Source organism: Orrella marina, assembly GCF_003058465.1.
Taxonomy (GTDB): domain Bacteria; phylum Pseudomonadota; class Gammaproteobacteria; order Burkholderiales; family Burkholderiaceae_B; genus Algicoccus; species Algicoccus marinus.
In genome coordinates, this window is record NZ_CP028901.1 from 1937362 (window position 1) to 1950013 (window position 12652).

At 55.2% G+C, this 12652-nt stretch carries 10 protein-coding genes and 1 pseudogene; 9 read left to right on the plus strand and 2 right to left on the minus strand.

The annotated features are described in order from the left end of the window. Positions 1 to 13 precede the first annotated feature (13 nt). The 5 genes from DBV39_RS08670 to DBV39_RS08695 all read left to right on the plus strand — a co-directional run bounded on the left by DBV39_RS08670 (position 14) and on the right by DBV39_RS08695 (position 4926). Complete coding sequence (locus DBV39_RS08670) at positions 14 to 1522, plus strand: leucyl aminopeptidase (RefSeq protein WP_108621196.1); 1509 nt, start codon at positions 14 to 16, stop codon at positions 1520 to 1522. Between the two features lie 5 nt (positions 1523 to 1527). Then, positions 1528 to 1968, plus strand: a complete 441-nt coding sequence (locus DBV39_RS08675; RefSeq protein WP_108621197.1) for a DNA polymerase III subunit chi — start codon at positions 1528 to 1530, stop codon at positions 1966 to 1968. Positions 1969 to 2128: 160 nt separating this feature from the next. Then, the gene (locus DBV39_RS08680; RefSeq protein WP_108621198.1) at positions 2129 to 2830 is read left to right on the plus strand and encodes a Bax inhibitor-1/YccA family protein; all 702 of its coding nucleotides are present in this window, start codon (positions 2129 to 2131) and stop codon (positions 2828 to 2830) included. Positions 2831 to 3238: 408 nt separating this feature from the next. Further along, on the plus strand, positions 3239 to 3751 hold the full coding sequence (locus tag DBV39_RS08690) for a flavin reductase family protein (protein ID WP_108621200.1): 513 nt from the start codon (positions 3239 to 3241) through the stop codon (positions 3749 to 3751). Between the two features lie 80 nt (positions 3752 to 3831). Further along, positions 3832 to 4926, plus strand: a complete 1095-nt coding sequence (locus tag DBV39_RS08695; protein ID WP_108621201.1) for an LLM class flavin-dependent oxidoreductase — start codon at positions 3832 to 3834, stop codon at positions 4924 to 4926. A gap of 103 nt (positions 4927 to 5029) precedes the next feature. On the opposite strand, the gene DBV39_RS08700 is transcribed toward DBV39_RS08695, so the two are convergent. After that, a complete protein-coding gene (locus tag DBV39_RS08700) occupies positions 5030 to 5347 on the minus strand; it encodes an RNA-guided endonuclease InsQ/TnpB family protein (RefSeq protein WP_108621202.1) in 318 nt (105 codons plus the stop codon). Positions 5348 to 5830: 483 nt separating this feature from the next. Between DBV39_RS08700 and DBV39_RS08705 the strand changes: the two genes are divergently transcribed. After that, entirely contained in the window at positions 5831 to 7801 is a 1971-nt protein-coding gene (locus tag DBV39_RS08705; protein ID WP_108621203.1) for a sigma-54-dependent Fis family transcriptional regulator, read from the plus strand. Between the two features lie 93 nt (positions 7802 to 7894). Here the strand turns inward: DBV39_RS08705 and DBV39_RS08710 are convergent, their stop codons facing one another. Continuing rightward, the gene (locus DBV39_RS08710) at positions 7895 to 8617 is read right to left on the minus strand and encodes an SDR family NAD(P)-dependent oxidoreductase (RefSeq protein WP_108621204.1); all 723 of its coding nucleotides are present in this window, start codon (positions 8615 to 8617) and stop codon (positions 7895 to 7897) included. A 130-nt stretch (positions 8618 to 8747) separates the two neighbouring features. Between DBV39_RS08710 and DBV39_RS08715 the strand changes: the two genes are divergently transcribed. The 3 genes and pseudogenes from DBV39_RS08715 to DBV39_RS19910 form a co-directional block, all read left to right on the plus strand. Further along, positions 8748 to 9803, plus strand: a complete 1056-nt coding sequence (locus DBV39_RS08715) for a cyclase family protein (RefSeq protein ID WP_108621205.1) — start codon at positions 8748 to 8750, stop codon at positions 9801 to 9803. 24 nt (positions 9804 to 9827) lie between these two features. Continuing rightward, entirely contained in the window at positions 9828 to 11384 is a 1557-nt protein-coding gene (locus tag DBV39_RS08720; protein WP_108621206.1) for an AMP-binding protein, read from the plus strand. A gap of 589 nt (positions 11385 to 11973) precedes the next feature. Beyond that, positions 11974 to 12564: pseudogene (locus tag DBV39_RS19910) on the plus strand (GntR family transcriptional regulator); the annotation flags it as partial. Positions 12565 to 12652: the final 88 nt, after the last annotated feature.

Genomic DNA, 12652 nt, shown 5'->3' on the forward strand with positions numbered 1-12652 from the left:
GAGAGAGATTCACATGGAATTTAGCACACAGGTGAGTACGTCACTGCACCAGGTTCGTAGTTCTGCACTGGCCGTTGGCGTCTTTGCGGACTCAGAAATGACCGCAGGTGCGGAAACGCTGGACCGGGCATCTGAGGGCGCGATCAAACGTGCACTGGGGCAAGAGTTTACCGGTGCCACGGGTCAGTCGCTCATATTGCGTGATCTATCAGGCGTACGCGCTTCCCGGATCATTCTGATCGGACTCGGCAAGCAATCAGAGTTCTCGGTTGTCGCACACAAGAAAGCCGAACTGGCGTTTGCGCGCCTGTGCGTTCAGCTACAAGTCACCGAAGCCTGCTCGAGCCTTCTGTCCGTTGCTTGCGAGAACGATGACGTCGAGCTGAGAGCACGACTCAGTGCCCAGGCGGTCTGCGAGGCCACCTACACCTACACTCACACGCTGAGCAAGCCGGACTCGGCCAGACAGCCAAAACTCAAGAAATTCTCAGTCACCACCACCAAAGCCTTGCAGTCCCGGATCCAGAAATCGCTCGAGCAAGGACAGGCACTCGGCGATGGCGTCTCGCTTGCGCGGGAACTGGGTAATCTGCCCGGCAATATTTGCACACCGACATATCTGGCGGATCAGGCGCGCGAGATGGGCAAAACATTCAAGACCATCAAAACCACGGTGCTCGATCAGAAACAGCTTGAATCTCTGGGCATGGGGTCGTTCCTGTCGGTTGCTCAAGGCTCATCCCAGCCTCCGAAATTCATAATCCTGCATTACAAGAGTAAAGGCCTGCCGCGCTCATCCCGCGGACCTGTCGTGCTTGTTGGCAAGGGCATCACCTTTGATACGGGTGGGATCTCGATAAAGCCCGCAGCCACCATGGACGAAATGAAGTATGACATGTGCGGCGCGGCCTCGGTGCTGGGCACGTTCCGGGCAATCGCCCAGATGGGATGGGAAGGAGAACTCGTCGGACTGATTCCAACCTGCGAGAACATGCCAAGCGGAAATGCCAACAAACCTGGTGATGTCGTCACCAGCATGTCAGGCCAGACCATCGAGATTCTCAACACTGATGCGGAAGGACGTCTCATCCTGTGCGATGCACTGACCTATGCCGAGCGCTATAAGCCGAGCGCAGTGATTGACATTGCCACACTCACGGGTGCGTGTGTTGTTGCACTGGGCAGCGTCAACACGGGACTGTTTTCTACCGATGACGAACTGGCCGAAGCGCTTCGCAGCGCAGGCAGCAAGGCAATGGATCCTGCATGGAGAATGCCAGTTGAAGAGGGTTATCAGGAACAGCTCAAATCAAATTTTGCCGACATCGCAAACATCGGAGGTCCCAAGGCCGGTGCTGTCACTGCAGCGTGCTTCCTGTCCCGGTTCACCAAGAACTACCGATGGGCACACCTTGACATAGCCGGAACCGCCTGGGCTTCCGGTCCGTCCAAGGGTGCAACGGGACGCCCCGTTCCTTTGCTGGTCCAGTACCTCATGACCAGCGCCACGACCCAGGACTGAGTTGTATGCGGGTGGATTTCGCGTTTGATGCGCATGACCGGATTGCACAGGCTGTGCGCACCACTGAAAAGCAAGTCACCCGGGGAAACCGGGTGCTTGTGTACACAACCGATCTGGCCCGACTCAAGCGCTATGACAGAGCGCTATGGAGTCTGCCAGGGGCGACATTTCTTGCGCATGACATCCTTAGTGAGGATGCACCACCCGACTTGCCGGTCTATCTGATTCAGGATCAAACCGGGTGCAACCTGGCGCGCCCCCTTCTGGCAAACGGGTTCTGGCTTCTCAATCTGCATGACGAGTGCCCACCCCTGGAGCAACCGGTCACAAGGATTCTGGAAATCGTGAGCAGTGATGATGATGATAGAGCCCTGGCGCGGAATCGCTGGCGGTCATATCAACAGGCTGGATACCGCCTTCACGCACATCAGCTACCATCGGACTAAACACAGGCATTTGCAACAGAATGTTGCAAATGCCTGTGTTTAACATGCTTTCCTTTAACTGAAGAGAACTATCAGGTACTCTAGCAGTCCAATCTGAAACTTGAATACGTCATACACGTATCTGGAATTTAACCAGCGTTATTACGGGAGAACAGCGTAAATGAGCGACTATCGAAACACAGTTCCTGGCCGCTTCACGCAGACAGCATCGGTCACCCAGCGCAATCAAGTGCTGCGCAACACCTACTGGCTTCTGGCCCTGTCACTGATTCCGACAGTGATCGGTGCAGCGGTTGGACTTTACACCGGCATCAATCAAGTCATGGCTGCAAGTCCCGGCCTGACTGCGATCGTGTTTCTGGCCGGCGCATTCGGCCTGATGTTTGCGATCGAAAAGAACAAAAACAACTCGGCCGGTGTGGGCCTGTTGCTTCTGTTCACATTCTTCATGGGCGTCATGCTCTCACGCATGCTAGGGTTCGTGCTCGGGATGGGCAACGGCGCGCAACTGGTGATGGTCGCCTTCGGTGGCACGGCGGCTGTCTTCGGCACAATGGCAACACTGGCGTCAAGCATCAAGCGTGATCTGAGCGGCATGCAAAAATGGCTGTTCATGGGTGTCGTGGTGTTGATCGTGGCTGCACTGGCCAATATCTTCCTTCAATTGCCGGCGCTTATGTTGACCGTTTCGGTTCTGGCCATCGTGATCTTCTCGGCCTTCCTGCTGGTTGACCTGCAGCGTGTGATCAATGGCGGAGAGACCAACTACATCAGCGCAACATTGGCGATCTATCTGGACTTGTACAACATTTTCGTGAACCTGCTGGCCCTGCTGGGAATTTTTGGGGGCAGCCGAGAATAAGGCCCTCTCTAAGAGTTTCATGATTCAACCACAACAGCCAGGTTTCACCTGGCTGTTGTGCATTTGGTGACAACTTATCGCGTTGGACTGAACTTCGACACAAGCTGTCTGACCTGTCACCAAGCGCCTGGTCGAACACAAAAGAACACAAATCTCTCGACCACAATAGTCGCCCTGAAAGACCTTCTGATCGATGATGCGAGTGTCGCAACTGACACAGAAAGTGTCGCATCAAGTGTGTCAGAAACAACCTGGAATACGCCTTTCCCCCTGAATGCCAGGCTGGCACAACAATTGCTTATACCCTCCTGAAACAACAAAAACTCAAGAGACAACCGAGTTCCGACGAACTTCAGGCCGTCCAGAGGTGTGCACCAGATGCGCGCCAGATAACAGGAGACAAACAGCATGACGATCACTTCGCCTGGCCTCAAGGAGGCTATGCGCAACGTTCCCTCAACCGTTGCTTTGATCACCAGTCGTGATCAGGATGGCAAGCCCCATGGCATGGCCGCATCCGCTGTGATTTCGGTATCGGTTGACCCACCTTCGGTTCTTGTAGCCGTCAATCAGACCGCCGGAATATTTCCGGTCGTCAGAAGCACAGGCCGGATCTGTATCAACTTTCTGGGCAAGCATCAGGAACATCTCATTGAGCCCTTCTCCCGCTCAGACATGCGCGAGCACCGCTTTGCGTTTGAAGACTGGTCCGATGCCCACCACGCCAGCACTGATCGTCTGCCTTGGCTGCCCGGGGCGCGCGCTGTCGTTTTTGGCGAGATCGATCACGAGGTTCCGTACGGGTCGCATTCGCTTTTCATTGCCAAAGTCAGTCGGGTGTGCCTACCCTCTACGGAAACCACTGAAAGGTCTCCTCTCGTGTGGATAGGCGGCAAAAGCGCTTCGCTTAGCTATGCCTGACCCGAAACCCGTTTCAACCTGGCAGACTCGTACACGCCAGTCTGCCAGTCTTTACCAAGCCACACAAGGAGACAATCAACATGAAGCTTGGAATGTTTGCCATGCCTTTGCATCCACCGTCACGCTCGATAGCCGAGACACTGGCCGAAGACGCAGACAAGGTGATTTACGCTGATCAGTTAGGTTTCGAAGAGTTCTGGGTCGGAGAGCACATGTCGTGCACAACTGAGCCGATTTCAGCCCCGCTCATGTTTTTGGCATCACTGATCCACAGAACCAGGCAAATTAAATTTGGCACTGGCGTGATTGCGCTTCCAAACCACCACCCGGCAGTTGTCGCGGCAGAGGTGGCACTCTTCGACCACCTGAGCCATGGGCGACTGATGTTCGGTATCGGGCCCGGCGGCCTGGCAAGCGATATGGAGCTGTTTGACGTACTGGACGGTGAGTATCGCAACGAACGCATGATGGAATCAATCGACACCATTTTGCAACTCTGGAGTCAGGATCCTCCTTACAACATTCCCGGCAAACACTGGAACCTGACCCTCAAGGACATGGTTATTCCAGAGTTGGGCGTTGGCTATGTTGCCAAACCATACCAAAAGCCACACCCCGAAATCACTATGACAGCCATGTCGCCCTATTCAGGTAGCGTCAAGACAGCTGCCATGAGAGGTTTCGGTCCGATGAGTGCAAACTTCTGTCCGGAGTGGATCATCAAGAGTCACTGGCAGAAGTATCAGGAAGGTTGCGAAGAAGTGGGCCGCAAGCCTACTGGAGAAGACTGGCGGGTGTCTCGCAATATCGTCATCGCACCCACAGATACCGAGGCACGAGACCGCGTCATGAACCCACAAGGAAGTAACTACTACTACTTTGATTACCTGTGGCAAGTACTCAAGGCAGCCAACTACACTGCAGTCATGAAGAGTGACCCTAAACAGTCAGATGACTCAGTGACAGTGGAAGGTCTGATGGAAAGCATGGTGATCTACGGCTCACCCAAGACCGTCGCCGAAAAGCTCGTTGCACTCCGGGAGTATGCCGGCCCTTTCCATGGCCTGCTCATGGCATCCATGGATGGCTCGGGTCCGAACCGGGCCTGGGAATGGGAGACCATGTCCAGACTGATTTCGGAAGTCATGCCGCTTGTACGCAAGTCACTCGGGTGACGGCTCCTCACGCCTGAGGGCGGAGGCTTCCCACTTCAACGGCGGTTGCGGGCACGCCAGGTGCTCGACTGACACCGCCTCCATGGGCTGAGACCGACAGTCCTTAGGCCTTGAGTTTCAGAATCCCTTGCCGCCGGATGTTCTCGGCGGCATTTTCGTCACGATCATGTAGCGACCCGCAAGCGGCGCAGAGCCAGGTGCGATCAGAGAGTGTCAACCCTTGCTGTATTGCACCGCAATCACTGCATGTTCTGGTCGACGCGAACCAGCGGTCGATCTTCACTAGATTACCCCCGTGCCGTTTCAGTTTGTAGTCGATCTTGAGTAATAAACCGCCCAAGCCAACATCGGCAATGGCGCGCGAAAGGCGCCGGTTCTTCATCATGCCTTTGACGTTCAGCGTCTCGGCGGCGACAGCCACCCGTTTCCGATCTTTGGCGATGTTCGCGCCAAAGAAGTCCCGCAGCCGATACGCCTTGCCGTGGTCGGCTGCTTTCGCGGCTTCAAAGGGTCGTTTCGCCTCTGGAATTCATCCGGCAGTATGTCGAGCAACAGAAAACACCGGATTAAACCCAAGGACGCCCTTGGCGTGCGCGCCTTGTATCCCCGCCCAATCGGGTCACCTCCGGCTAAAGGACCCTGCGCGTCCAGGCCCGATTGGAGCGAGGGTTTACGGCGAACTGGCTAAACCACTGGTGAGTGTGCTGCCGGGGATTCACTCCCCCGGCAGCACACCACATCAGGACGCCCCCCTGGACCGGGTACACTGAACTGCACCAGAACCACTTCGTCGCAGACGTCACCGTCATGGACCGATTTACCGAAGCCACCTCAAAACTCGAGTTCAACCAGCTTTTGTGAATATACTGAAGTGAAACACATCAAGACTGTGGAGATTGGGTCTATGAGCATTCACCTCCGGTCACAGGGGCTTGCCAGTTTTCCGGATACCGAAACACTTATTCGTGACTCCTGGCATCGCTGTTACGAACACTACCGGCTTGAGCCGGACAGAATCCCCGAGCCTGACGTGCTGACACAGGCGGAGTTCGGTGTTGTTCGTGCTCCAACTGACGAGCTTGCCGCACTTGCTCAAGGAGAGCTAGACAGAATGATGCGCCAACTCGGGGATCACGTTCATTTGCTGATGCTGGCTGATCCACAAGGCACGCTGATGGACTTGCGGGTAGACCCGCAGTTTGAGACAGACTGCAGAGCGGCCCTGATCACGCCTGGTGCGCAGTTCACGGAACAATCTCAGGGAACCAATGGCATCGGTCTGTGCCTGAAAACCAGATCATCGGTATCTGTCGTCATGGGCGAGCACTTTGCCCACCGGCTCAGCGGTCTGTCCTGTACAGTCGCGCCTATCTTCGGGCAGAGGGGCGAGCTTGCTGCAGTCCTGAATGTGACATCACTTCGGCCCTCCAGTAAATCCTTGCACCAGATCGCGCGAACCATCGTCGAAAGCTCTGCCAAGCGAATCGAGAATCGCAGTTTCGACTTGCGCTGTGCTGGAAAAATCGTGCTCAAGCTGTCAACCAGTGGAGACTTCTGTGATCCGGCAGGCGAGGCCAGAATAGCGCTCGATGAGAATGCCAGACTGATCGATGCCACGCCCTCAGCGCTAAAGATGCTTGGCGCAACTGATGAGATCTACGGACAGCGAATCGACGGATTCAGAGACCTCGACTCCCTCATCCAGGCTCTCGACAACAGCCGCCCTGTCATTCACCTGCCATCCGGTGCATACAACATTCAGCTTGCCTCAACCTCGAGCCGTGAGGTACGCAAGGACCTGCGTAGCTCCTCTCGTAAAACCCGATCCGGCCCCCGCTATCGCTTTGAGAGCGATCACGACTCTCCAAACACCCCTCCTCGTGCAAGAGGTGCTCAGTCTACCCGTCCTGCAATCTGCCTTGAAGACATCGCCGGCACCGACGAAGCAACGATCAAGGAAATACATATCGCCAGGCGTCTGTACGAACGCGGCTTGCCAATTCTTTTGCAAGGTGAAAGCGGTACCGGAAAAACGCTGCTGGCTAGAGCGCTGCACGAATCAGGTCCTAACCGGACTGGCAAGTTCGTATCGATCAATTGTGCCGCGATCCCGGCGGAGCTGATTGAAAGCGAACTGTTTGGCTACCGGGCTGGTGCGTTCACCGGCGCATCACGCAATGGTTCTCGTGGACGACTGCTAGAAGCAGATGGTGGAACCCTGTTCCTGGATGAAATAGGCGACATGCCGCTCCCTTTGCAAAGCCGGTTCCTGCAGGCGCTTTCAGAAAAGGAGTTTGTTCCGATTGGTGCAAACGATTCAGTGAAAGTTGATTTCTGCCTTGTGGCAGCCAGCCTGAGGAACATCGACGACATGGTCCGGCAACAAGCTTTCCGGGAGGATCTTCATTATCGGATTCGAGGTGCAACGATCAATCTGTTGCCTCTGAGGGAGAGAAGCGATCTCGATCAACTCATACAAGCCATTCTTCAGGAAACGGCAGACTCCGAGGGGATGGGTCGGACTCATCTATCCAGCAGTGCGCGACAGGCTCTTCTCAAACACGACTGGCCCGGCAACATCCGCGAATTACAACATGTCATCCGATATGCACTCGCACTCTCAGACGGACCTGTGATTGATGCCGACTGCCTGCCGAAGAGTCTGCTTAAAACGTCTCGCAATCCTGATCACTCACAAGCTCAGTCGCAGGATGATGCCCAACAGACCATCATTGATGCACTGCAGCAATTTGACTGGAATGTTTCACGTGCGGCGCGCTGGCTAAACATCTCACGCTCGACTCTTCACAGGCGAATCGTCAGTCTCAGGCTGCAACGCCCCGACAAATCACTCTACGAATCAACGACTCCATGAGTCGATGATTCGTTTCGAATCGGATTAAGCCATTGCGCCCTGCTCAACTACACGACCAGGGCGCTACACCATACGACTGGCATGCACAGCAAATCAGCCGGCCTGACCTACCGACAACCCACCGCATACGTAGATGACCTGGCCTGTCGTATAGCCGGCAAGCGGGTCAATCAGCATCGCAGCAATGTGCGCAATTTCTTCGGGCCTACCAACTCGCCCCAGTGGCACTGACGCCTTCAGGGCAATTGTCTGCGCCGAATCATCAGGATTCGATGCGTGGAACAGCTCTGTGCCGATCGCCCCCGGGGCTATCAGGTTCACAGTCACGTTGTAGGCCGAAAGTTCCAGCGCCCAGGTGCGCGTCATCCCGACCAGCCCCGCCTTGGTCGCGCTATACACCGTCCTGCCCACTTTACCCAGGCCAGCACGGCTACCAATATTGACAACCCTTCCATAATTCTGGCGTTTGAAATTCGGAATAAGTGATTTGGTCAGTATCATCGGTGCGAGCAGGTTCAGATTGACCATATCCTGCACCTGCTCTGGCGTCACACTCTCAAGCGCAGCCACATGGATCATGCCTGCGTTATTGACAAGATGAACTATGTCACGCTTGTTCGCCCAGTGATCAACTGCCTGCTGGGTGGCCTGTGCGTTCATCAGATCAACAGACTCAAACGTTTCTCCAGCCAGGGGCTCTGCACCTGGTGTGCGACTAAAGTTCAACACATCGTAGCCATCTCTGATCAGCCGCTCGACCATTGCCCGACCAATACCACGACTGCCACCCGTTACAAGCGCCAAAGGTTTTTCCATCTGATTCGTCCCCTATCAAGTTGTGCCATGATCTTACCCGCATGCGAGCACAGATCAAAAGTATTAAAAGAATGACTATAGTAAGATTCTGTGATGGTTAACCCGAATACAAAAAAACGGAGACAGTTCAATGGCACGCTGGAAGCAAAGACCAGAAGGTTCCACCTGGGGAGACTTTGGGGAAGACGATGAACTTGGCAGGCTCAATCTGCTCACACCGCAAAAAGTTCTGCAAGCGATCAAAGAAGTGCGCACCGGGCAGGTTTTCTGCTTGTCCCTGCCACTGAACATGCCCGGCGGCAATGTTCTTAACCAGCGTCGCCACCCACCCGTTCTGTCGCCGACCTTCAAAGACGGCACGCCCTACATGAACATGGAGATGGGGCGAATACAGAAAGACGCCATTGACGTCCTGTGTGATGATCAGGTCACCCTGAGCATGCAGTATTCCACTCAGTGGGACGGCCTGAGCCATGTCGGTGCAATGTTCGACACACAGGGTGACGGAAAAATGCGCAAGGTTTTTTACAACGGATTTGAAGGCGGTGTGGACATTCTGGGTGGCGATGAGTCTTCCGGAGATGGCGGTGCGCATGAACACGCAGGATGCTGCGAAGGTGGCGGCTCAAATGCCTTACGCCTGAGCGTGGAGTCCTATGCACGCAAAGGCATGCAGGGGCGTGGTGTTCTGGTCGACCTTGCGGAGCACCTGGGAACAGGCCGCACAGTCGTGAACGCCGATATGTTGCTGAACATTCTGAACGATCAAAGAATCCAGATCGACAAGGGCGACATGCTGGTCCTGAGAACAGGCTTCTCCGAAGCCATCATCGACATGAACGGCCAACCGGATCACGCCACACTGGAGCAGACCGGAGCCGTGCTTGACGGATCAGATCCAGCGCTATTGAACTGGATCACAGAGTCTGGAATTGCCGCGATCTGCGCTGACAACTACGCTGTCGAGAACTACCCGGCACGCACATCGGGTCCAGGCCATTCTATTCTGCCTCTGCATCATCACTGTCTGTTCAAGCTAGGCGTTCCGCTCGCGGAACTCTGGTATCTGAAAGACCTTGCACAATGGCTGCATGACAATCAGCGGCATCACTTCCTGCTCACAGCACCTCCCCTGCGTATGCCAGGAGCCGTTGGCTCGCCTGTCACCCCCATCGCAACCGTCTGACACACTCCTTTACGACGAGCACCTATGCATAGCACGCTATCTGAACGCCTGACCTATCTCTCGACCCAGTTTGGCAACTTGCCTGCCATCATAGAACCGGATCGTCAGATCTCTTTTGCAACACTGAACAGGCATAGCCGCAACCTTGCAGGTCACTTTGCTCAGCTCGGGTTCAAGGCAGGCGATCGGGTAGCGCTATGGCTGCCCAACTGCATCGAGTGGGTGGAATGCCTGCTGGCGTGTGCTCGTCTCGGTGTCACAGTCATTTCGGTGAACACACGCTTTCGAAGTCACGAGGTACAGGATGTCATCGAGCGAGGCAAGACCCGATGGCTGATTTACTGGCCAGAATTCAAAGGAATCGGATTCAAGGGCATTCTTGATGACATTGACCCGCTAGTGACGGAATCCCTGAGAGCGAGCCTGACACTGGACAAGATTCAGGTGCTGGCTGAAACGGACTGTGAACCACCGCTCGAGCATGGTGACCACGGTGCCATCACGTTTACCACTTCAGGTACAACATCCCTGCCGAAGTTCGTTCTCCACACGCAGAGTGGGCTGATCTGCCACGCAGATGCAATTGCAGGCGCGTTTCAATATGATGACTCAACCCGCATCCTGGCGAGTGCGCCTTTTTGCGGGACATTCGGTTTCTCCACGCTGTCGGGTGCGTTGCTGACCGGACGCCCCGTCATCTGCGAGCCGGTATCTAACCCTGTGAGCCTGCTTAATCTGATCCGTCAGCACAAAATCACCCACACCTTCGCAAACAACTCGCTGATCCAGCAAATCATGGAAGAATCAGACAATCGGGAAGACTTCCGGACTTGCCGTCTCTTCGGATTCGCCGCGTTCGCGCCAGCATTGGGCGAGTTGTTTGACATGGCGCTCAAGAACGCCCTGCCCCTCACAGGCTTGTATGGATCAAGTGAGCTTCAGGCGCTCCTGGCTGCGCAGCCGACTGACCCCACACAAGGCGATCTCAGCGTACTTCACCAGCCGGGTGGTCTGCTGGTGCATCCCAACGCGCGCGTCAGAACCCGGGATCCTGAAACTGGGCATTTGCTGCCGCTAGGGCAATCTGGAGAGCTCGAAATCCTGAGCCCTTCTCACATGTCAGCCTACCTTGATCAGCCAGAGGAGACGCACAAGGCATTCACAGAGGATGGATACTTCAAGACAGGCGATCTGGGCTGGTGCGTCAGTGACCGACAGTTCGTGTTTCAGGCAAGAATGGGGGACTCGCTCAGACTTGGCGGATTTCTTGTGAATCCGGCAGAGATCGAACAGGCGGTCGAAGAACTCCCCGGGGTTCTGGCTGCACAGATAGTTGGCGCCCAGAAAGGAGACAAGCTGGTTCCCGTCGCATTTGTGCTCACGACTCCCGGGTTTGTGGCCATCCCGGACGAGTGGGTTTCATTGTGCAAGCGCAGACTGGCCGGATTCAAGGTGCCCGTGCACTTCGAGGTGCTTGAGGATTTCCCGACTGTGCAAAGCGCCAACTCCACCAAAATCCAGAAGCATCGACTGCGAGAGATGGCCCAGGCGATTCTGGATGGGCAGTTTGCAGACTCCTGACGTCCTTTGCATCTAATCGAACAAGGATTCTTGTGCATGGTGTTCAATGCCCCCGAGCGACGGATTTTTTACGCAGTATGGACGTCACTATCATGAATAGCACTGCGGTCAGGACTTTGCCCTTCTCTTGCTTCAAACCCTGCATGAGTTTTCTGCATCGAGTCGGGCAGATCGTCATAGCTCGAACAAGTTTTGAAGGAACACGACCCACACGCCCCTGCAGACGAAGGGCCAGTCGTAACCGACTTGTGGGCGAACATTTATTTGGAACAAATCTAGCCCGCATCCGGGATGTATCTGCACATGCTGGCTGTATCCTGCCACGAGGCCAGCATCGAAGCCGACGCATTGCCGTGCCCGGTGGAATTGGCGTAACACCCGGCCCTCACACCAGTCTTGTGCTGACAATCGACTCCGGTGTTCGCAACCTTCGCGTGAATGTCGGTAACCGGACATTTCATTCCCGACGGCTTCGCAGCAGCAAGACGTTGTTCCGGCATCCATCCGTGATGCAAGAAGCTGCTGGCTGTGCTGCATTGCTCTGCGACGATCCGGATACCATGTCGACCATGGTGCACAGGAGCACCTGATGAAAGGATTGATCTATGAACGCAGTCAGCAACCTCTTTATCTGCAAGTTGCTGTAATCCTTCGTCGCAACATTGAGCGCGGCGTCTGGCCAGCAGGTAGCAAGATTCCCTCACTCGACGAACTCACCAAAAGCCTCAATGTTTCCAGGACAACATTGCGACAAGCATTCGGCATTCTCGAATCTGAAGGGCTGATTCACAGAAGCCGGGGATCCGGAACCTTCGTTCAGAACCTTGATGAAGAAATACGGCTACTCCTGCCGACAACCTGGCAGGAAACAATCGCACTGAGCCTCTCTCTTGGCACCACCACCTTGCGTGAATCGACAGACGATGTCACGTTACCCGATCATCTCAGGCCCTGTAACGCAGGAGACTGTTCAGGCCGATACCAGTCGTGGCGCAGGATACATACCAACCAGGACCGTCCTTACTGTTATACAGAGGTCTACCTGGATCGCAATCTTTATCTACGCAATCCTGAAAGATACCGGACATCGACAGTCGCTCCGGTTCTTGACCAACTACACCGCCACGAGCTGACCTGTGCAAGGCAGTCGCTACGAATCATCGAGGCAGGTTCTGATTCGGCCCAGGCGCTGCAAATACCGGTTTCTTCCCCTGTTGCCCAATTACAGCGGTATGCACGGATCGGCGCCCAGATCGTATACGTGGCGC

Coding starts and splice junctions, on each gene's coding strand:
- DBV39_RS08715 (WP_108621205.1), top strand. CDS start 8,748: ATGGCACGCTGGAAGCAAAGACCAGAAGGTTCCACCTGGGGAGACTTT.
- DBV39_RS08705 (WP_108621203.1), top strand. CDS start 5,831: ATGAGCATTCACCTCCGGTCACAGGGGCTTGCCAGTTTTCCGGATACC.
- DBV39_RS08690 (WP_108621200.1), top strand. CDS start 3,239: ATGACGATCACTTCGCCTGGCCTCAAGGAGGCTATGCGCAACGTTCCC.
- DBV39_RS08670 (WP_108621196.1), top strand. CDS start 14: ATGGAATTTAGCACACAGGTGAGTACGTCACTGCACCAGGTTCGTAGT.
- DBV39_RS08675 (WP_108621197.1), top strand. CDS start 1,528: ATGCGGGTGGATTTCGCGTTTGATGCGCATGACCGGATTGCACAGGCT.
- DBV39_RS08695 (WP_108621201.1), top strand. CDS start 3,832: ATGAAGCTTGGAATGTTTGCCATGCCTTTGCATCCACCGTCACGCTCG.
- DBV39_RS08710 (WP_108621204.1), bottom strand. CDS start 8,617: ATGGAAAAACCTTTGGCGCTTGTAACGGGTGGCAGTCGTGGTATTGGT.
- DBV39_RS08680 (WP_108621198.1), top strand. CDS start 2,129: ATGAGCGACTATCGAAACACAGTTCCTGGCCGCTTCACGCAGACAGCA.
- DBV39_RS08720 (WP_108621206.1), top strand. CDS start 9,828: ATGCATAGCACGCTATCTGAACGCCTGACCTATCTCTCGACCCAGTTT.